Raw genomic sequence first — 20,672 nt, forward strand, 5'->3', positions numbered from 1 at the left:
AGTTGGGGGGCGTGCGGCCGATCAGGCCGGCTTGGGGCACACGAGGATCTTGGCCGTCGCCGTGATCACGATCTCGCCGCGCTGATTGAGCGCATCGCCTTCGAGAGAAACGATGTCGCCCGCGAGCTTCTCCTTCCACACGCTCTCGGTAACGGTCCAGCGCACGGTGATGTCGTCGCCGGCATGCACGGCGCGTCGCAGCTTCATGTCGAATTCGAGGCCGAGCGGTTGCGCCGTCTTCGAGTAATGCGTGGCGAGCAGCGCCGCGAGATACGACATCTGCTGCGTGCCCGACGAGATCAGACCGCCGAAGCGCGGGTCGGCCGCCGCGTACTCGGCGTCGAGATGCAGCGGGTTGAAGTCATGCGCGAGCGTGGAGAATTCGCGGATCGACGCCGGCGAGAAGTGATGTGTGGCGGAGAAGGTTTCGCCGACGGCAACGATTTTTCCCATGGAGCTTTGCAAATACTGGTTGAGGTTTGCGAGGGTGCGCGAGCTAGGTGTCTTCCCTGCCGGCGTCGTCGACCTGCACGCGGCGATGCATCACCGGCGGCTCGGCATTGGCTTCGCGACGCTCGGGCAGCAGCGACCAGATCCGGCGCTTGTCGTCGTCCGCCATCGTCGACCAGGCGGCGATTTCGGCGAGCGTGCGCCAGCAGCCAGAGCACCAGCCTGTGCCCGGGTTCATCCGGCAGACATTGGTGCACGGTGACGGCACGGGCGGCGCCGAGAGTACGGACGACGAAGTCGGTGAAGTCATGAGGTGGCCTTATACCGGCAAGCCGAGCTTGTCGGCCTTCGCACGGAGCTTGGTGTGGAAGCGTTCCCGATCGACGATCACGCGCTCGTGCGTGCCGGTGCTGACCTGGTCCAGGCCGTCCCACGCCTCGACTTCGAAGCGCAGCGTGCGGCCGGCGACGTCGACCAGCTTGCCGCGAATGCGCAGCGTATCGCCGGCCGGTGTGGCCGCCAGATGCGAGAACGACACGAGCGTGCCGAGCGATTGCTCGCGCGGCCAGTCGAGATAGGGGCGAATCGCCTGCAGGCACGCGCATTCGAGTATGCCCGCGAGGTAACCCGTTGCCAGCACGGCAGGCATGTCGCGGCACAGCTCGACGTCGTCGTACAGCTCGACGTCGTCGTACAGCTCGGGCACCACGGCCTTCTTTGGCACGCGGTAAGTCCACTCGAAGGTCAGGCCCGGTAGCAGTTCGGGACTCGGCATGGCTCGTCTCCTTGTGTTGTGCTTCTCGCGGGGCGGCGAGGCGCCGCGAGGACCGGCAAGCTACGTCGCGCCGGGGCCGCGCCGCACCCCACTTCGGTGCGCCGCAATGTGGCCCGATCGCGCACGCTGGTTCATCTCAGTCGCGCAAGGCGACGTCGACCACCGGCGCGCCCGTCATCGCCACGAGTTGCTGCGGCGTCAGGTTGAAGACGGCGTGCGGGTGTCCCGCTGCCGCCCACAGGCTCGCCAGCTTGAGCAGGTCCTCGTCGATCAGCGTGACCGGCGAGACGACGTGCCCGATCGGGCTCACGCCCCCAATCGAGTAACCCGTCTTTTCCTTGACGAAGCGGGCATCGGCGCGGGCGAGTTCACCGACCTGCGCGGCCACCTTCTTCTCGTCGACACGGTTGACGCCGCTGGCAATGACGAGCACCGGCGTGTCGTCGGCCGCGCGCCGGAAGATGATGGACTTGGCGATCTGCGCCACTTCGCAGCCGAGGCCGGCCGCGGCTTCGGCCGAAGTCTTGCCGGTGGCGGGCAGCAGCACGATGGGCTGATCGTGACCCATGCCCGCAAGGAGACGGGCGACGTGGCGGGCCCCTTCGGGGAGATCCTGTTCGCTGGCTGTGGCCGGAATGTGCGGTGTCTGGCTCATGGTGAGGTCGGGTGTGTCGGTTGGTTGTTCCGCGGCGTCGTGGGCGAGGCGACGTTACGCGCCGGCGGTGGCGGCATCCTGCATCTTCGCGAGCATGGCGCGGCCCACGCGCGAGGCGTTCTGGCGGCCGATGGCCTGCGAGATGAAGTCGCCGGCGCGCACTACGGCGTCGAGGTCGATGCCGGTCTCGAGGCCCAGGCCGTGCAGCAGGTACAGCACGTCCTCGGTGGCGACGTTGCCCGTCGCGCCCTTCGCATACGGGCACCCGCCGAGGCCCGCGACCGACGAGTGGAAGATCGAGATGCCGGAGAGCAGCGCGGCATAGATATTGGCGGTCGCCTGACCGTAGGTGTCGTGGAAGTGACCGGACAGGCGCTCGATCGGGAACACCTTCGCGCAGGCTTCCATCACTTCGCGCGTACGCGAGGGCGTGCCCACACCGATGGTGTCCGCGATGTCGATCTCGTCGCAGCCGAGCGCGGCGAGCCGCTGCACCACGTCGACCACGCTCGCCACGGGCACTTCGCCCTGATACGGGCAACCGAGCGCGCACGAGATGCTGCCGCGCAGGCGCAGACCGGCGTCCTTCGCCGCGCGGGCGACCGGCTCGAAGCGCGCGATGCTCTCTTCGATCGAGCAATTGATATTGCGTTGCGAGAAGGCTTCGCTCGCCGCGCCGAAGATCACGACCTCGTCGGCCTTGGCCGCGATGGCGCCTTCGAAGCCGCGCATGTTCGGGGTGAGTACCGAGTAGATCGTGCCGGGACGGCGCTGGATGCCCGCCATCACCTCGGCGCCGTCGGCCATCTGCGGCACCCATTTCGGCGACACGAACGACGTCGTCTCGATATTGGCGAAGCCTGCCGCCGTGAGGCGATCGACCAGTGCGATCTTGACGTCGGCGGGCACCAGTTGCTTCTCGTTCTGCAGGCCGTCGCGGGGGCCGACTTCGACGACTTTCACGTGCTTGGGTAGCGACGTCGGGGTGATGGTCATGGGGTGTCTCCTCGGAGTGATTCGGGCGGCCTGTGCGGCGTCTGGTGCGTGGCGGCTCAGTAGCCGCGCGCCAGATCGACGATGCCGGTAATGGTCTCGCCGCGCTCGAGTGCGGCGATCTTGCCTGCGATCTGCGCGACGGTTTCGTCGCGCAGCGTCAGGGCCGAAATATGCGGCGTGATCGTGATGCGAGGCGTGCGCCAGAACGGATGCTCGGCGGGCAGCGGCTCGGTCCGGAACACGTCGAGCGTGGCGCCGGCGATCTGGCCGCTTTGCAAGGCCGCAAGCAGATCGTCCTCCACGAGATGCGCACCGCGCGCGACGTTGATCAGGAACGCTCCCGGGGCCAGCTTTGCGAACAGGCGGGCGTCGAGCACATCGACTGTCTGTGGCGTTAGCGGCAACAGGTTGACGAGAATGCGCGCGCCGGACACGCAAGACTCGAAGCCCGCTTCGCCGTGATGCAGATCGATGCCGCTGTCGTCGTGGCGTTCGCCGCGGCTCCACGCGCGCACCGGGAATCCGAACGATTTCAACGCGCGCGCGACATGCGCGCCGAGCGTGCCGTAGCCGAGCACGGCGATCGGGAAATCCGACAGGCGGTTCGGCTTCAGGAACTTCCATTGAGCTTGCGGCTGTTGCGTGTCGAATTCGTCGAGACGGCGGAAATACCGCAGCGCGGCGGCGCTGACGTACTGGGCCATCTGATCGGCCATCCCGGCGTCTTCCAGACGCACGAGCGGCACACCCGCCGGCAGACGCTCGGCACCTTCTCCGCGCGTGCCGAGCACGCCGTCCACACCGGCGCCGAGGTTGAAGATCGCCTTCAGACGCTCGCGCGGCTGCAGCACCTCGGCGTTCGGCTTCCACAGCACGAGGTAATCGGCCGCGCCGTTGTCGCCGGCTTGCCATCCACGAATATGGGCGTGTGGCAGATGCTCGGCGAGGCCGGCTTCGTAGGGGGCGGTCTTGCCGTCCGGAGAAAAGATCAGGATGTCCATGAAATGCGGGGCTGGCGCACTGGGCGCGAATACGTATGAGTTGGTGCAAACCCAAGCCCACCGGTCGAGCCAACCGATGCGGCCGGGACGGGGTGGGCAACGGGTAAGCGGGCCAAGCGGACCAAACGAACTAAACGGATCAAACGCGAACGGCGTGCCGCCGGCCGCAGCCGGGCGTACGCCGCTCGATATTCGATGCCGAACTGCAAAGCCGACGAGGGGAGGGCCGGGCGGTGATCGACTGTCCCGGTGCGTCCGACGCCTTGGCCCGGTAGGCCTCGGCGAGATCGCGTCGACTCGATTTACGTTAACGTCAAGTGTAACGCAGCTTGTGTCATGCCGCGTATTGGGGCGAGGCCGGAGACGTCAGGGCGAAGCGGGGAGGCGCAGCAGCCGTCGGAGCGGACGATGCGAGAGATTTGAGGGCGGCGAGGCGCGGCTTGAACTGCCGCGCCTTGCCGCCCGGTGGCGGGCGACGGTCAGTCGTCCGCCGCGGCGCGCAATGTGGTGAGGTTGACGGCGAAATTATGGCTGTCGTCGGCTACCCAGACTTCTCCGTCCTGAATCGTGCATTGCAGGCGCATCGTGCGGGAAGCGAGCGCGGTGAGCGCTTCGGCGGATGCGTCGTCGAGCATACGCACGGTCAGATTCTTCAGCCGCGTGATCTGCGTTTCGGTCGCCTGCCACCAGATTGCGGCGGGCTTGCCGCCGTACGCCAGCACATCGACATGCTCGGCCCGGCCGGCCGCCTTGACGAGACGGCGCGCGTCGGGCTGCCCGACGTCGATCCAGCGCACGATGTCGTTGCCGAAATCGTGCTCCCACAGATCGGGCTCGTCGGCGGTCGATATGCCCTTGCCGAACGAGAGTCTCTCGCCGGCATACAGCATGAACGCGAGCAGGCGCACCATCATGCGTTCGTCGGTTTCCGACGGATGACGCGCGATGGTCAGACTATGGGAGGCGTAGTAGTGGCGGTCGAGGTCGGTGATCTGCACCTCGGCCTTGTAGATGGTGGCTTTTAGTGCCATACCGGGAAGCCGCGGGAATGAGGAAAGCCGCAAGCATACACCAGCGTCTGGCAGCGGGCCGTTCGCGGGGCGGAACGTGCCGGAAAGCGGGGCCAGACGCGCCCATGGCGCGCCGCGGCAAGGGGAGCGCAAGCTCGGTATACTGGCGACCCCGTCTCACCTGATGTGTCCCTCATGCCGGTTCCCGCACCGCAAACGATCGACGTCAACGGCTACCCGATGGCCTACGTCGACACACCCGCACCTGCCGACGCCGTTGGCGCGCCGCTCGTGCTGGTGCACGGCTCGCTGTGCGATTTTCGATATTTCAAGCCGAACATGGCGCCGCTGGGGCAGCGTCGGCGTGTCATTGCCGTGAGTCTTCGCCATTACTGGCCCGAAGCGTGGGACGGCCGCGACGGCACGTTCTCCGGCGAGCAGCATGCGGAGGATCTGGCGGCCTTCATCACGGCGCTCGGCGTGGGACCGGTCCATGTGCTGGGGCATTCGCGCGGCGGCTATGTCGCGCTGCGCACCGCGCTGCTCGCGCCGGACACGGTGCGCTCCCTGATCCTCGCCGACCCCGGCGTGGAGATCAGCGGCGGCCCGGTGCAGGTGCCGCTCGACAGCGAACGCGGCAATTTCCGTGAACGGGCGCTCGCCCTGATCGAGGCGGGCGATATCGACGGTGGCCTTGCCGTCTTCATCGATACGGTCAGCGGACCGGACACATGGCGCCGGATGGTGCCGTGGTTCAAGCAGATGGTGCGCGACAACGCGCGCACGCTCATCGGCCAGGTTGCCGAGCCGCGTGCGCCGTTGCCGATCGATGCCCTCGGCGCGTTGCACGCGCCTGTCCTCCTGATGGGCGGCGCCGAGAGTCCCGCGCCTTATCCCGACGTGCTCGACGCGCTGGCGCATGCCATGCCCGAAGCCCGCCGTATGGTGATTCAGGACGCCTCGCATGGCATGAACCTCGCCAATCCGATTGCCTTCCACCGAGCGGTGGACGCTTTCCTCGGCAACGACTGAGTTCGACCGCGCGGGGAGCGTCCGATCGCGTCGATGGCGTGCACCGCACTCACCGCGCGTTGTGGGCTCATTCGTCTTTCAACACGCCGTGCCCCAATCGCAGGCTCAGCGTGCGCACCAGATCGGCCATCCACGCCTGATCCCGGTCGGACAGTTTCTGCATCGCCCGGTTGAGCGACGGATATGGATCGCAAGGCGTCGATGCGCTCGCATCGGCGGCCACGCCGTTCGACGAATCGAAGGCGAGCAACTCATGCGGCGGCAGCCCCAACGTGTCGGCCAGAATGCAGATGTTGCGCAGCGAGATATTGCGTTTGCCCCGCTCGACACCGCTCAGATACGAGCGCGCCAGACCGCTCTCGAGCGCAAGCTTGTCCTGCGCCCAGTTGTACTTCTTGCGCAAACCGGCGAGATGCCTGCCGAATCGAAATAAATTGGTGTCCATAAAAAAGTTTTCCTTGTTAGGGACGTGAAGATTGAAACAAAAATCCGGCATTGGGGACGGTGCCTCGGGTATCGCCCGTTCGTGAAGCACGAACTACCGAGTATGCAACGCGGATTTCTTGCGGGCTTTCGGAGAAGGCACAACGGATGCGGGCTCTCAGCAGAGATGGCAGCACCGATTTGCGTACCGCCACAACGGTGGCGCGATATGTCTTGTCGCACTCCCGTCAACCGGAGCCGCGCAGTGTGACACTGGACTTGCCCAAGGAAGTCGAGCCGCGATTCTGGTGAGTTCCGCGCTGGGATGTCACTCGATGTTGACGTCGCGAGCCGAGCGTTGTGTCGGCCGACGCGAACTTGCACCAGGCGCCGATGCGTTGTCATTCCCCGTCGTGACTGGTTGGCGTGTGTCTCGAACGATGCGGCGACGCACGATCGCGCAAATTTTTGGCGTTCTCGCGGTCGCTGACTTTTGATGGTGTGCCGTTAACTCTTACTAGACGAAGGATCGCGCTCCGCCCCCGCGAAGTTGCGGGGACTTTGCGCGATGTCCTAAGCGCAGATTGCCTTGCTATCGCTCAGTCTTCGTTGTTTGTGGGCGGACGTAGCGAATTGTCGTGACCTGTTGTCTCCGATCGGGCGGGTAATTCCGGCATCGGAGAAACATACGGTGCGTCCGATGCATCCCGCTGCGGATCACTCACGCGGACGATGTCTTCGTCGAGGCTCCGATACCCTTCGTTTCCCGCGCTTGCATAGGTGCGGCGCACCGGGAATCCGGCTTCGAATCCCGTATCGACCGAGGCATGGACACGCGGTTCACCGACAGGGGACGACGATGGCGACGATGTCGGCGCGGTTGTGCTGGCTGTGTCGTCGATGCGGCCGCGGAAGTCGATGTCTTCGTCGTCGCTGCAGTCGCTGTCGTCGTTGCCGTCGTCAGCGTCTTCGCCGTCGTCGTCGGCGGCAGCGAGTGGATCCGGTGCCGATGTCGGAGGCGTGGAGGAGTCGTCTTCAGGCGGCGTGCAGTTGCTCAGGCGCGAGCTCAGACTTCGAATGACTTCCGCGAGCCAGACCTGATCGCGGTTTTCCAGCCGGCAGAGCGACTGGCTGATTTGAGGCAGCGGCGTGCGATCGGCGGAAGGCGTAGCGTCCTCCGTCCCCGGTAGTGTCGGGGTGAACCGCAGCATCTCGGAGGTCGGTACGCCCAGCGTGTCGGCCAGGACACAGATGTTGACCAGGGCGACGTTGCGTCTGCCACGTTCGATGCCGCTGACATACGAGCGTGCCAGGCCGCTCTCGAGCGCAAGCTTCTCCTGCGACCAGCCGCGCGACTTACGCAAGCGGGCCAGATGGTCTCCGAACAGCGCGAGTGGATTGGTTTGCATGGCGGACTCCGTTGACGAGTCACACAGAGTAATCAATCCCTCCGCGCCCTGCGACGTTATATCGCTCTCCTTCCCATGCGTGACGGGTGGGCCTCTATAAAGAGTCGGTAACTTTAAAAGCGCGAAATTTATCAGACATTTCCCAATTCATCTCGTACTGACGGTGTCCGTTCGCGCGCTTTCCGGATCGGTAGATGCCAGTTTTCGCCGAGCGCGACGCCGGCAAGAATGAGCGCTCCGCCCACGAGGTGGTACCCCGCGAGATGTTCACCGAGCCCGAAGGCTGCGATCAGCGCCGTGAAGATTGGCACGAGGTTGATGACGACCGTGGCGCGGCGCGGTCCGATGCGGGCGACGCCGATCATCCAGATGAACGGCGCGGCGATCGAGACGGGGATCGTGGCGAAGGCCAACGGCGGCAGGTTGTCCATCGACACGCCGGCTTTTTCCGAGACGAGGTAGAAGGGCAGCAGCGCGATCACGGCGAACAGGATTTGCGCGTAGAGCGACGGCAATGGCGCGAGTGGCAGACGCCACTTGCGCAGCAACACGCAATACACGGCATACGCGAGCATCGCGAGCAACATCATGGCGTCGCCCGCGCCGACACCCTGGTCGGCCAGATGCAGCAGCGAGCCACGACCCACGACGAGTAGCACGCCGAAGATCGACAGCAGGCCTCCGGCGAGTGCGCCGGCGCTCAACGCGTCGCCGAGCACGACGACCGCAAGTGCGAGCGTGGTGAGGGGCAGCAGCGCCATGATGATGCCCATGTTGGTCGCGCTGGTGTAGTGCGCCGCGCTATAGGCGAGCCCCTGGTAGATCGCCATGCCGAGCACGCCGAGTGTGGCGTACTGCCCCAGATGCGGCAGCGCGCTCCGACGTGCGCGCCACAGGGCGGGCAGGGCGAACGGCGTGAGAATCAGTGCGGCGGCGAACCAGCGCAGAAATGCAATTTCGGCGGGAAAGATATGGCCCACGGAGAGCTTGTTGACGATGACGTTGGCCGACCAGATCAGGACGGCCGTCAGCGGCAGGACGAAATTGAACATGGAATGTCGCAGGGGGAGGCCGAATCGACGATCGGCGAAACTTCGGATCAGGGGGGCGTACACGGTGATGTACGGAGGCCGCGGTAATCGTCGCCAGACACATGACGTACGTTCCCGGCATGTGGCGAATTGTCCGCTCGAACGCTGGGATTGCATAGCGAATTTCGGACAAAAGATAGTGGATTTAAGACGCGTTGTCTGTCGCCTTCCGCTGCCTGCTCCCGCTTCCTGCCTCCTGCTGTCGGTGCGCGGCAACGCCACCCGCGCCGCCGGTATGAAGACTGGACTACGAGTTCAGCGTGCGCACAGGCGGTTGAAAGCGCTGCGCAACGCGGCAGGCAGTGCGGCGGCGAACCCGAACGGACGCGCCAGTGCGGCCAATCCCTCGCCATTGAGCACGCGAGCGCCTTCCAGATGCGTGGCGAGCACGCAGAAATCCTCTCGTTTCATACCAACGCGGTGGCACGCTTTGTCGAGCTGTTTCAGGTCGTTCGGATGCAGCGTAATGGTCAGGGTGATGCGCTCTGGGTCGGTGTTCATTTCGGTTTTCTCGTCTTCAAATCAAAAGGGCATGCTGCGCGAACATTGCGCGCGCGTGCCGAGCGCCCACGCGGTGACAGGGGCGGTGCAAGTGATGCGGCTGCAAAGGACCGGCCGATACGGCGCATATGACGCACGAGTCGAACCGACGTCGGGATGTCGTTCGATCACGGGTGCGATGCGTGATCGGCGTGTCGGGTTGTCTGGTGCTGCGCGTGGGGCAATACGAGGCTGTGGGCGCGCGATCCGCCGCCTGAACGACCGGCGGCGGTACGGCTCTGACGCGTGAGAGCGATGCCTCGTAACAGCGGGGAGGGATGACTCTCCATCCGACGAAGATTCGACGTCGGAAAACAGCTATGAGTACTGCGAACTGCAACTACGGGTAATGCTTGAATTCACTACGACAACAACGGTCGTCCGACTGCGACGACGGGTACTGCGGTGATGCGAGACCTTCTGAACTGCAGGACTGCGGATGATGCGTGAACAGCGATGTATGCGCCAGACGTCGGCGAGCACATTTCACTGAACGGCTACTGCGGATAGTGCGGAACTACGAACCTTCAAACTGCTACTGCTACTGCTACTGCTACTGCGGGCGTCGCGCGGTGACGCTTACGCGGCGTCCTTGAAACGGGTTCGCGTGCAGGGCGTGCGGCGATGACTGCACTTCTCCCTGTTTGGCAACAACCCGATAAAACCGGCGTGTCGCATTCGGAGGGAATTGCCAAAAGCGTAGCTATCGTCGGTTTGCGTTTGTATCGAACTTCGATGGAGCGGAATTCTAAATAGATTCCCGAATAGGGTAAACCCTTAAAATAATAAATAGTGTATTTTTTTAGACGAATAGAAGCAATTTCTCCAAACAGCCGTTTGAGATTAAAGCACCCTATTTCATTCATGAAAACGGCCCAAACCCGCATGTTCAAACGGGTTCGGGCCGATGTCGGTGTGAGTCGCACGCGATCCGGGGGCGATCGAGGTGCTCGACGTCAGAAGCTGTGCTTCAATCCCATACCGACCAGCAGTTGTGTATTCGCGCCTGCGTCGATGCCGTAGGAGCCCACGGACGCGGTAGCGTTCGCCACACTGCCATCGGTGCGCAGCGTCTTGCCGGCGGCCTGCTGATAGCCTCCCACGACATAAGTCGACGTGCGCTTGGACAGCGCATAGGTGATGCCGGCATTGAACTGGTTGTAGTGCGCGCCGACGTCGCCCGCCGCGCGCATGCGCGTATAGCTATAGCCGATGCCCGTGTTGATGGCGGGCGTGAGCGCATACGTGGCGAAGGCGTTGACGGTGTCGAACTTCGCGGTGCCGGTAAACAGCGAGAGGGCATCGCTCGCATACTGTGCGTTCGAAAACGATACGCCCAGGATGGCCGGCCCGATCGCGTACTTCGCCCCGGCGCGGGCAATGCGAACGTGGCTCGCGGTGCGGAAGCCGTTGTTGATCGGCGAGTTGAAGAGCGAACCCGCGCTGCCCGACCATTCCCGCGAGTCGAAATCCGGAGCGGACGTCGTCACCCGCGTGTTACCCCCATCCGCGAAGAAGTAGCCGGCGGCGAGAGCAACCGGGCCGTTGCTGTATGCAGCGGCCAGCCCATACGATCTGCCGGCGCCCATCTTTCCCGCGACGTTTCCGCTCGCGTACATCCCCTCGAACTGCAGGCCGCCGAAGTTCGGCGTGGCGTAGCGGATCGCATTGTTGATGCGCGCGCCGTTGTCGTAGTTGTCGACGTCGCCCGGCGTGGCGAAGAAGCCGCCGAAGTAGCCGTCGGCGGTCAGCCCCTGCACGAGATTGACGACGGGATCGTACTGGCGGCCGATCGTGACCTCGCCCCATTCGTTGCCGCGCAGGCCGATGATCGCCTTGCGCCCGAACGCGAGGCCGCCGTTGCCGAGATGGCCGTTGACGGCGTTGAAACCGCTTTCGATCTGGAACAGCGCCGACAGGCCGTTGCCGAGCGACTCGGTGCCGCGCAGTCCCCAGCGACTGCCGGAGATGATATTGCTGGTGATCGCGGACAGCGAGTCGGGACCGCTGTTGGTCGCTACGTGGTTGGCGTGGACGAAGCCCGAATCGATCGTGCCGTAGAGCGTGACGTTGCTCTGCGCCTGCACGCTTGCGGGCACTGCGAGCAATGTGAGCGTTGCGGCGAGCGCCAGAGCGCGCAGGCCGTTGTTGAGGTGTGAGCGTTGAGTCATGGTGTCGAGCGCTTTGCCGCGCATGGTTGAAATCGACACCGAGAATATTGGCGAACACCTGTTCGGATTCCTTATGAAGATTCCGAAACGATTCCAGCCCCATCAAACCGTGCATGGCGCAGGGCCACGCACGGCATTTCTAAGAACTGTCCTCACGATTCGCCGTGAAGCAACGCAAAAAACGGAAAGCGGGCGATGGCGAGGAACTCACGCGTCATGCATCGCCCCCGGTTTGCCTTGCGCGTCGTGCGGCCACGCGCGATAACGCCGCCCAGTCGAGATGGCCTTCGTCGTGCGCGAGGCTGTCGAGATGGTTGTCGCGCAGCACGCTGGCGAAGGGCATCGGCACGTTTGCCGCTTCGCCGGCGAGCAGGGCGAGCCGAACGTCCTTTGCGCCCAGGGCGAGCTTGAAGCCGGCGGGCTCGAACACCTGCTTCGCAATGGCGGCCCCATAGCCCGTGTATGCGGGTGTGGCGAACACCGTGCTCGTGATCATGTCGATGAAGTCGGCGCCTGCGACGCCGTGACCTTGCGCGAGCGCGGCGGCTTCGCTCATCGATTCGATGGCGCTGGCGATCATGAAGTTGGCGCCGAGCTTGACGACGTTCGCCTGCTCGGGCGTCTCGCCAAAGCGCCACGTACGCTGGCCGAGTACGTCGAACAGTGGTTGCACGGCATCGATGGCGCCGGTTTCGCCCGCCACGAGAATATTGAGTTTGCCGGCTTCGGCCACGTTGACGCGTCCGAGTACGGGAGCTGCGATGTAGCGCAGCGCGAGGGCCTCGCATCGCGTGCGCATCTCGCGGGCGAAGTCGAGCGAGATGGTGGCCATGTTCACCACGATCGCGTTGCGTGTGAGGGCTTCCAGTGCGCCGCCGTCGCACAACACGGCGCGAGTGGTGTCGTCGTCCGCGAGCATCGCGATGAGCACATCCGCGCTGCGCGCCGCGTCGGGGGCGCTGTCGCAGGGGGTGGCGCCCTGTGCCGCCAGTTCGTCGACGGGACCGCGGGAGCGGTTCCATGCACGGACGGCGAAGCCCGCCTTGAGTAGATTGCGCGCCATCGGGGCGCCCATGGTGCCGAGTCCGAGAAATCCGATGTTCATACGTTCTCCTTGTTGCAATGAGGTCGTGGCGGCGTGTCTTGCCACAAGCGCTGCCACAAGCGCCGCCACGCGCGGGACCGTCCGCGTCACGTAGGAGCATGACACCGAACGCGGCTTGCCGCAGAGGAGCCGGGGAATGCCGCGGAACGCCGGCTGCCGCCGGTGCGGCGGTAAGATGCACGTCATGCGCTGCGTGCCGCCCGGAACGGCGTCCCGTCGCACTCGACCGCTTCAATCCCTCACCGCTGCCATGACCGTTCGCAACAATTGGCCGACTTTCAGGACGCTGCCGTACCCGGTGTACTTCCGCTATGACGAGTTCGCCGCCGAGACCGCGTGGGTGCCGCATCGTCACGACTGGGGACAACTGAACTATGTGGCCAACGGGGTGATGCAGCTGGAGATCGAGGGCGCGCGCTTCGTGTCACCGCCGCAGTACGCCGTGTGGATTCCGCCGAAGGCCGCGCACGCGAGCTTCAATGCGCGCGCCGTCGTCTATCGGTCGGTGTACATCGACGCGTCGTTGGCGGCGGCGCTCCCGTCCCGCGCGGCCACGCTGCGCATCAGTGGCTTGCTGCGGGTGATCCTGTCCGATTTCGCCGAGCGCGGCGTGGCCTGTCCGAAGACCGATGCGGACCGGCGTCTCGCGCACGTGCTCGTCGACCAGTTGGCGTTCGCACCGGCCGAGCCGCGCTTCCTGCCGCAGGCGAGATCGCCCGCCTTGATACGCGTGCTCGAGGGGTTGCAGAACGAGCCGAGCGACAATCGCACGCTCGAAGCGTGGGCGCGCACCGTCTCGATGACCGAGCGCACGCTGGCGCGTCACTGTCGCGCCGAGTTGGGGATGACCTTGGGGCAATGGCGTGAGCGCAGGCGCTTCTTCCGCGCGATAGAGGCGCTGGAGGCCGGGCGCACCGTGAAGTCGATTGCGCTCGACCTGGGTTATGCGACACCGTCCGTCTTCATCGAAATGTTCACGCGCCAGTCCGGCTTGACGCCAGACCTGTTCCGGCGCCAGGCCATCCTCGGGGAAGTCGACAGGACGGTGGGCAATCCGGCTTAGTCGGTGCAGGGCATGCCGTCACCGGGTGTGCCTACACGTTCCGTTGCCATGAAGGCGGCCCGACGGCGTGCCTTGCGACACGCCGTCGGCGGCTGCGCTGCGTCGGAACCGCGTCCGACGCGCTGTCATTACCGCTTGAATGCCAGCAGTTGCGCGCCTTCCGGGACCTGATCGCCGACGGCGTACAGCACTTCCTCGATTTCGCCGTCCGCCGGGGCGCTGATGGTGTGCTCCATCTTCATCGCTTCCATGACAAGCAGCGGCGCGCCTTTCTCGACCTTGGCGCCCGGTTGCGCGAGCACCGCGATGACCTTGCCGGGCATCGGCGCCGTCAGACGTCCTTCGCCGCCTTCCTGCGTGCCTGCCTGTGCGAGCGGGTCGTGCCAGCGCAAGGCCCACGACTGGCCGTCGGCGAAGACGTGTGCCGTCTCGTGCTCGAAGTCCACATGCCCTTGCACGCGATGCTCGCCGAGCGTCGCGCGGTACACGCCACCGTCGTGCGTGTATTGATACGGCAAGGTTTTCCCGTCGACCGTCAGCGAGCTCGCGTGCGGCCCGCTCGTGAGCACGACGTCGATGCGCGTCTCGCCGTGATCGAACGACATCGTGCGCTGATAGTCGCCGTTCAGACGCCAGCCGGAGGCGAGCTGCCACGGCGAGTGATGGTCGATGCTGTCCAGATACTTGCGCCGGCCCACGACCGTCTCGCGGCCGAGCTGTGCGGCGACGGCCAGCGCGAGCGCCGTGGCGGGCACCGGCGCGGCGGCGGGGAACAGCGTGTCGCGATGGCGTTCGATCAGGCCCGTGTCGAGATCGGCGCCGGCGAACGGTTCGCTCGCGACGAGGCGTCCCAGGAACGCGATGTTCGTCTGCACGCCCACCACGCGGTACTGACCCAGCGCGCGGCGCATGCGGGCGAGCGCTTCGTCGCGATCCTGCCCCCAGACGATCAGCTTGGCGATCATCGGATCGTAGAACGGGGAGATGGTGTCGCCTTCGCGAACACCCGAGTCAATACGCACGCCATGCGCGCTCGCGCCGCCGATTTCGAATTGCACGGCAGCGGGCGGGCGCAGCGTCGTGAGCGTGCCCGTCGACGGCAGGAAGTTGTTGTCCGGATTCTCGGCGTAGATGCGTGCTTCGAGCGCATGGCCGCGAATCCGCAGTTCTTCCTGCCTGCGCGGCAGGACTTCGCCGGCCGCCACGCGCAACTGCCACTCGACCAGATCGAGCCCAGTGATCATTTCGGTGACCGGATGTTCCACCTGCAGACGGGTGTTCATCTCCATGAAGTAGAACGAGCCGTCCTGGTTGGCGATGAATTCGACCGTGCCCGCGCCTACGTAGCCCACGGCGCGCGCGGCGTTGCAGGCCGCTTCGCCCATGGCGCGACGGCGCGCTTCGGTCATGCCCGGCGCGGGCGCTTCTTCCAGCACCTTCTGGTGACGGCGCTGCACCGAGCAGTCGCGCTCGAACAGGTAGACGCAGTTGCCGTGCGTGTCGGCAAAGACCTGGATCTCGATGTGACGCGGGCGCGTCAGATATTTCTCGACGAGCACGCGTTCGTCGCCGAAGCTGCTGGCCGCTTCGCGCTGGCACGAGGCGAGCGCGGCGCGGAAGTCTTCGCTGCGCTCGACCACGCGCATGCCCTTGCCGCCGCCGCCGGCGCTGGCCTTGAGCAGCACCGGGTAGCCGATCTCGTCGGCGCGTGCGTGCAGGAACGCGGGATCCTGGTTCTCGCCGTGATAGCCGGGCACCAGCGGCACGGCGGCGCCTTCCATGAGCGTCTTGGCGGCGCTTTTGCTGCCCATGGCGTGAATGGCGCCGACCGGCGGGCCGATGAAGACGATGCCGGCCTCGTGGCATGCCGCCGCGAACGCCTCGTTCTCGGACAGGAAGCCGTAGCCCGGATGGATGGCCTGGGCGCCGGTGGCCTTGGCGGCATCGATGATGGCGTCGATGCGCAGGTAGCTGTCGCGCGCGGCCGCACCGCCCACGTGCACCGCTTCGTCGCACACGGCGACGTGCTTGGCGTGCGCATCGGCATCGGAATAGACCGCGACCGTGCGAATGCCCAGCCGGGCGGCCGTCGCGGCCACGCGGCAAGCGATTTCGCCGCGATTGGCGATGAGGATCTTGTCGAACATATTGCCTCCGGAAAATGATCGATTGGGGCGGCACTCGCGCTTCGCGCCGCCCGCTCGTGACGGACGGTCGACGCACTCGCGCCATTCTCGTTGCTATCCAGCTTCGCCGTGGCGGCGGATCGTCTCAAGCGATCTCGCCGCCGCACCGGCACTCATCCTTCAATCCTTCGACGCCACACCCGCGCGCACGCGCCTCCGTCAATGCGTGGCGCAGGCCGACAGGCCGTCGCACTCACCGCCGCCCTGCGCGGCGAGCTTCTCTTCGGTCGACGTGCGCATGCCCAGACGCGCGAGCAGCGCGCGATCGTGCTCGGCCTGCGGGTTCTGCGTGACGAGCAGCTTCTCGCCATAGAACATCGAGTTGGCACCGGCGAGGAAGCACAGCGATTGCAGAGCGTCGTCCATCAGCTCGCGGCCGGCCGACAGGCGCACCATGGCGCGCGGCATCGTGATGCGCGCCACGGCGATCATGCGCACGAAGTCGAACGGATCGACGTTGTCGTTGTTTTCGAGCGGCGTGCCTTCGACCTTCATCAGGTTGTTGATGGGCACCGACTCGGGGTACGGCGACATGTTGGCGAGCTGCGCGATCAGGCCGGCGCGCTCGCGGCGCGTCTCGCCCAGACCGACGATGCCGCCGCAGCAGACCTTCAGGCCGGCGTCGCGCACGCGGGCGAGCGTGTCGAGGCGGTCCTGGTACGTGCGCGTGGTGATGATCTGTCCGTAGAACTCGGGCGACGTATCGAGGTTGTGGTTGTAGTAGTCGAGTCCGGCTTCGCGCAACTGCTCGGCCTGACCTTCGCGCAGCATGCCGAGCGTCACGCACGTCTCGAGGCCCAGCGCCTTCACGCTGCGCACCATCTCGCCGACGGCCTCGACCTGGTGCGGCTTCGGGCTGCGCCAGGCGGCGCCCATGCAGAAGCGCGTGGCGCCCGCGTCCTTGGCGCGCTGCGCGGCGGCCACGACTTCTTCGACCGGCATGAGCTTCTCGGCTTCGACACCGGTGTCGTAGCGGGCCGACTGCGGGCAGTAGGCGCAATCCTCGGGGCAGCCGCCGGTCTTGATCGAGAGCAGCGTGGAGAGCTGCACGGCGTTGGCGTCGAAGTGTTCGCGGTGCACCTGTTGCGCGCGGAAGATCAGGTCGTTGAACGGCAAGGCGAACAGCGCCTCGATGTCGGCGACCGTCCAGGGCTTGTCGTTGCGGCGCAGGGCTTCGTCGTGACCGTGAGCGGCAGTGTGAGCGTGAACTTGCATGGTGAGATTCCTTGAATTCCGTGTATTCGTTGATGTCGCGCGTCGGGCGGCGTCAGAGTGCCGTATGGGAGCGCGCCGAGTGCGCCGTCTGCGCCTGATGCGGCTGTGCCGTGTCGACGAGCGGTGCGATGTCGAGATAGCCGGAGGCCGTCGCGGCGTCGGGGTGCGGCAGATGCGGCACGCGGCCCAGCAGGGGCGCGGCGAGGCGCGAGGCGATGGCGTCCACGTTGGCGTCCGCATGACGCATGTCCGGATCGACGTGGTTGGCGACCCAGCCGGCGAGTGTCAGGCCGCGCGAGGCGATGGCCTCGGCGGTGAGCAACGCGTGGCTGATGCAGCCGAGCCGCAGGCCGACCACGAGAATCACCGGCAGGCCGAGCTGGCGGGCAAGGTCGGCCGTGTCCGGCGCCCCGGCGTCGGGACCGAGCGGCACGCGAAAGCCGCCCACACCCTCGACGATCACGAGATCGGCGTGCGCCGCCACGCGCGCGTAGCCGGCACGGATCACGCTGCAATCGAGCGCGACGCCTTCGGCGGCGGCGGCGATGTGCGGTGCGGTGGCGTCCTTGAGCACGTACGGGCAATACCAGTCGTCGGGCAACTTCAGATTGCTCGCGGCATGCAGTTGCTCGACATCCTCGTTGACGAAGCGTCCGTTGTGCTCCGACGCGCCCGCCGCCACTGATTTCACACCCGCGCAGACCAGACCGCGGCGTGCGGCGGCGTGCAGCAATGCCGAGGAGACCAGCGTCTTGCCGATCTCGGTGTCCGTGCCGGTGACGAAGAACGCGTGGCGTGCCGGCGTGGCGCGCGCGACCGGGGTGGCCGAGGTAACCGAGGTAACCGAGGTAACGAGAGAGGTTGGATCAGTCATGGGCATGCTCCGTCCAGTCGCGATCGAGTTGGTTGATGGCCGTCGCAAGGCGCGCGACATCGTCGGCCGTGTGCGCCGCGCTCAGTGTCACGCGCAGGCGCGATGTGCCCGGCGCGACCGTCGGCGGGCGGATGGCCGGCACCCACAGCCCCGCTTCGGCGAGCCCGGCCTGGGCATGCAGCGCGGCGGCGTTCTCGCCGAGGACGATCGGCTGCACGGCGGTCGGCGACGTCATGTGCCGCCAGTGCGAGAGCGAGAGCGAGTCGCGAAGTTGCGCGATGCGCGCTTGCAGCGCCGTGCGGCGTTCGCGGCCCTCGTCGCCGGCGATCAGCGCGAGACTCGTGAGCAGCGCATGAGCCTGCGCCGGTGCGGCGGCCGTGGTGAAGATGTACGGTCGCGCACGGTTGATGAGCCATTGCACGACGCGGTGATTCGCCGCGACAAACGCGCCCCCGACACCGGCCGCCTTGCCCAGCGTGCCGACGATCACGAGATTCGGCGAGCGCAGGTCGAAGTGTTCGAACACGCCCCGGCCGTTCTCGCCGACGACGCCGAAGCCGTGCGCATCGTCCACGATCAGCCACGCGTCGTGACGTTCGGCCAGCGCAAGCAACCGCGGCAGCGGTGCGATGTCGCCATCCATCGAAAACACGCCGTCGGTGACGATCAGCTTGGTTTCGGCGGTGCTGGCGTCGAGCAGCGCCGCGAGCGCGTCGACGTCGCCGTGCGGGTAGACGTGGGTGCGTGCCCGCGACAATCGCGCACCATCGATCAGCGACGCGTGGTTGAGCGCTTCGGAGAAGATGTCGGTTTGCTTGTTCGCGAGTGCCGAGATCGTGGCCAGATTGGCCATGTAGCCCGTGCAGAAGTACAGCGCCTCGCCGTCGACCAGATGCGGCGACATGAACGCGGCGAGCGCGGTCTCGAGCTCGGCATGCGCCTGCGAATGGCCGCTGATCAGGTGCGATGCGCCGCTGCCCGCGCCGTAGCGCCGAGCGCCTTCGACGAGCGCTTCGACCACCGCGGGATGCGCGGCCAGGCCGAGATAGTCGTTGCTGGCGAACGCCAGTACGTCGCGCCCGTCGGCGTGCAGATGCGGCCGGCACGGCGTGGACACCACGCGGCGACGGCGATGCAGATGCGCGCGGTCGATCTGGGCAAGGCCCGCGTCGAGACGATCGAGCAGAGGATGTGCGCTCATGCGGCCACCCCCTTGCGTTGTGGCAACGTCGCGTCGAACGCGGCGAGCGTTTGCGTCGCGAGCCAGTCGATGGTGGCGTCGTCGAGCACGTACGGTGGCATCAGGTAGACCGTCGCACCGATCGGGCGCAGCAGTACGCCGCGCGCCCGTGCCTCGGTGGCGAAGCGCTTGCCGAAGTCTCGCCCGGCGCCTGCTTCGTCCGGCAGGACCGCGTCGAACGCCCAGATCATGCCGCGTTGACGGAAATGGCGCACTCGCGCGTCGTCCCCGAACGGGGACAGCGCCTGCGTGAGACGCGCGGCGCGCTGAATGTTGCCGGCAAGCACGTCGTCGTCGGCGAAGATGTCGAGCGTGGCGAGCGCGGCACGGCACGCGAGCGGATTGCCCGTGTACGAGTGCGAGTGCAGAAAGCCGCGCGCGGTGTCGTCGTCGTAGAAGGCGTCGTAGATCGCATCGCGCGAGAGCACGAGCGAGAGCGGCAGATAGCCGCCGCTGATGCCCTTGGAGAGCGTGAGCAGATCCGGCCAGACGCCCGCCTGCTCGCTGGCGAAGAATGTGCCGGTGCGGCCGCAGCCGACCGCGATTTCGTCGGCGATCATGTGCGCGCCGTACCGGTCGCACAGTTCGCGCACACGGCGCAGATACGCCGGGTCGTGCATGGCCATGCCGGCCGCGCACTGCACGAGCGGCTCCACGATCACGGCGGCGACGCGCCCTTCACGCCGTGCGAGCAACGTCTCGAGCTCGGCGGCGGCGCGCAGCGCGACGTCGGCGGCGCTCTCGCCGTCGCGCGCCGCACGCGCATCGGGCGACGCCACCACGTGCGCGTGGCGCAGCAGCGGATCGTAGGCGTCGCGGAACAGGGCGACGTCGGTCACGGCAAGTGCGCCGAGCGTCTCGCCGTGATAGCCGTGGCGCACGCACACGAATTCGCGCTTGTCGCCGTGGCCCTGATTGCGCCACGCGTGGAAACTCATCTTGAGGGCGATCTCGACGGCCGACGCGCCGTCCGACGCGAAGAACGCATGGCCGAGCACGCCGCCCGTGAGCGCCGACAGACGCTCCGAGAGCGAGACGACCGGCTCGTGCGTGAAGCCCGCGAGCATGGCGTGTTCGAGGCGGCCGAGCTGGTCGACGAGCGCCGCGTTGATGCGCGGATTCGCATGGCCGAACAGGTTGACCCACCACGAACTGATGGCGTCGAGATAACGCTCGCCGTCGGTATCGACGAGCCAGGGGCCTTCGCCGTGAGACAGTGCGACGAGGGGCAGCTTTGCCTGTTGCTTCATCTGCGTGCAGGGGTGCCAGACCTGTCGCAGACTGCGCGCGGCGAGATCACCGGGACCGACGGCGTGGGGGCGCGGGAACGCGTCCATCATTGACTCCTTTGTTGGCCGGGGCGCACGGCGCTCGCCGCAGGGCGGGCTCCGTGTGTCCGGCTGGCCTGCCGCGGGCAGTGCGCGAGGCGCTGTCGC

Annotated in this window: 19 protein-coding genes and 1 pseudogene; 2 read left to right on the forward strand and 18 right to left on the reverse strand. The window is 66.3% G+C overall.

The features are described from left to right. Positions 1-21 precede the first annotated feature (21 nt). The 7 genes from RO07_RS01910 to RO07_RS01940 all read right to left on the reverse strand — a co-directional run bounded on the left by RO07_RS01910 (position 22) and on the right by RO07_RS01940 (position 4,908). Positions 22-453 (reverse strand): MaoC family dehydratase, encoded by a 432-nt coding sequence (locus tag RO07_RS01910; RefSeq protein WP_039407602.1) that lies wholly within the window; start codon positions 451-453, stop codon positions 22-24. 43 nt (positions 454-496) lie between these two features. Then, entirely contained in the window at positions 497-760 is a 264-nt protein-coding gene (locus RO07_RS01915) for a DUF1289 domain-containing protein (RefSeq protein WP_052266939.1), read from the reverse strand. Positions 761-769: 9 nt separating this feature from the next. Next, the gene (locus RO07_RS01920; RefSeq protein ID WP_039407609.1) at positions 770-1,225 is read right to left on the reverse strand and encodes a thioesterase family protein; all 456 of its coding nucleotides are present in this window, start codon (positions 1,223-1,225) and stop codon (positions 770-772) included. A gap of 136 nt (positions 1,226-1,361) precedes the next feature. Further along, positions 1,362-1,880 (reverse strand): YbaK/EbsC family protein, encoded by a 519-nt coding sequence (locus RO07_RS01925; protein ID WP_039407611.1) that lies wholly within the window; start codon positions 1,878-1,880, stop codon positions 1,362-1,364. A 54-nt stretch (positions 1,881-1,934) separates the two neighbouring features. After that, on the reverse strand, positions 1,935-2,876 hold the full coding sequence (locus tag RO07_RS01930; RefSeq protein ID WP_039407614.1) for a hydroxymethylglutaryl-CoA lyase: 942 nt from the start codon (positions 2,874-2,876) through the stop codon (positions 1,935-1,937). 56 nt (positions 2,877-2,932) lie between these two features. Continuing rightward, a complete protein-coding gene (locus RO07_RS01935) occupies positions 2,933-3,877 on the reverse strand; it encodes a 2-hydroxyacid dehydrogenase (RefSeq protein WP_039407616.1) in 945 nt (314 codons plus the stop codon). Between the two features lie 479 nt (positions 3,878-4,356). Then, complete coding sequence (locus RO07_RS01940) at positions 4,357-4,908, reverse strand: YaeQ family protein (RefSeq protein WP_039407618.1); 552 nt, start codon at positions 4,906-4,908, stop codon at positions 4,357-4,359. Positions 4,909-5,082: 174 nt separating this feature from the next. On the opposite strand from RO07_RS01940, the gene RO07_RS01945 reads away from it, so the two are divergent. Beyond that, on the forward strand, positions 5,083-5,919 hold the full coding sequence (locus tag RO07_RS01945; RefSeq protein WP_039407620.1) for an alpha/beta fold hydrolase: 837 nt from the start codon (positions 5,083-5,085) through the stop codon (positions 5,917-5,919). Between the two features lie 67 nt (positions 5,920-5,986). Here RO07_RS01945 and RO07_RS01950 read toward each other — a convergent pair whose 3' ends face one another. The 6 genes from RO07_RS01950 to RO07_RS01975 form a co-directional block, all read right to left on the reverse strand. Then, entirely contained in the window at positions 5,987-6,364 is a 378-nt protein-coding gene (locus tag RO07_RS01950; RefSeq protein ID WP_039407621.1) for a helix-turn-helix domain-containing protein, read from the reverse strand. 577 nt (positions 6,365-6,941) lie between these two features. Next, complete coding sequence (locus RO07_RS26845) at positions 6,942-7,751, reverse strand: helix-turn-helix domain-containing protein (protein ID WP_084072397.1); 810 nt, start codon at positions 7,749-7,751, stop codon at positions 6,942-6,944. Positions 7,752-7,882: 131 nt separating this feature from the next. Continuing rightward, complete coding sequence (locus tag RO07_RS01960; RefSeq protein WP_039407622.1) at positions 7,883-8,803, reverse strand: DMT family transporter; 921 nt, start codon at positions 8,801-8,803, stop codon at positions 7,883-7,885. A 294-nt stretch (positions 8,804-9,097) separates the two neighbouring features. Then, positions 9,098-9,343, reverse strand: coding sequence for a hypothetical protein (locus RO07_RS01965; protein ID WP_039407625.1), 246 nt, complete (start codon positions 9,341-9,343; stop codon positions 9,098-9,100). Between the two features lie 995 nt (positions 9,344-10,338). Then, a complete protein-coding gene (locus RO07_RS01970) occupies positions 10,339-11,553 on the reverse strand; it encodes a porin (protein WP_039413929.1) in 1,215 nt (404 codons plus the stop codon). A 214-nt stretch (positions 11,554-11,767) separates the two neighbouring features. Then, positions 11,768-12,658, reverse strand: coding sequence for an NAD(P)-dependent oxidoreductase (locus tag RO07_RS01975; protein ID WP_039407628.1), 891 nt, complete (start codon positions 12,656-12,658; stop codon positions 11,768-11,770). Between the two features lie 250 nt (positions 12,659-12,908). On the opposite strand from RO07_RS01975, the gene RO07_RS01980 reads away from it, so the two are divergent. Continuing rightward, the gene (locus tag RO07_RS01980) at positions 12,909-13,721 is read left to right on the forward strand and encodes an AraC family transcriptional regulator (RefSeq protein ID WP_039407631.1); all 813 of its coding nucleotides are present in this window, start codon (positions 12,909-12,911) and stop codon (positions 13,719-13,721) included. Between the two features lie 128 nt (positions 13,722-13,849). On the opposite strand, the gene RO07_RS01985 is transcribed toward RO07_RS01980, so the two are convergent. The 5 genes and pseudogenes from RO07_RS01985 to bioA all read right to left on the reverse strand — a co-directional run bounded on the left by RO07_RS01985 (position 13,850) and on the right by bioA (position 20,573). Next, a complete protein-coding gene (locus tag RO07_RS01985) occupies positions 13,850-15,868 on the reverse strand; it encodes an acetyl/propionyl/methylcrotonyl-CoA carboxylase subunit alpha (RefSeq protein ID WP_039407634.1) in 2,019 nt (672 codons plus the stop codon). Between the two features lie 198 nt (positions 15,869-16,066). Next, a pseudogene (bioB, locus tag RO07_RS01990) lies at positions 16,067-17,047 on the reverse strand (biotin synthase BioB); the annotation flags it as partial. 127 nt (positions 17,048-17,174) lie between these two features. Next, positions 17,175-18,002, reverse strand: a complete 828-nt coding sequence (bioD, locus tag RO07_RS01995) for a dethiobiotin synthase (protein ID WP_418303698.1) — start codon at positions 18,000-18,002, stop codon at positions 17,175-17,177. Beyond that, positions 17,989-19,197 carry an 8-amino-7-oxononanoate synthase gene (gene bioF / locus RO07_RS02000; RefSeq protein WP_039407637.1) on the reverse strand — a complete coding sequence of 403 codons (1,209 nt, stop codon included), beginning with the start codon at positions 19,195-19,197 and terminating at the stop codon, positions 17,989-17,991. Before bioF ends, bioD begins: the two co-directional genes overlap by 14 nt. Continuing rightward, positions 19,194-20,573: an adenosylmethionine--8-amino-7-oxononanoate transaminase gene (gene bioA, locus RO07_RS02005; protein WP_039407640.1), complete on the reverse strand. Its 1,380-nt coding sequence runs from the start codon at positions 20,571-20,573 to the stop codon at positions 19,194-19,196. The genes bioF and bioA overlap by 4 nt, the downstream gene beginning before the upstream one ends. Between the last annotated feature and the right edge of the window lie 99 nt (positions 20,574-20,672).

The sequence above is a fragment of the Pandoraea pulmonicola genome (genome assembly GCF_000815105.2).
GTDB lineage: Bacteria > Pseudomonadota > Gammaproteobacteria > Burkholderiales > Burkholderiaceae > Pandoraea > Pandoraea pulmonicola.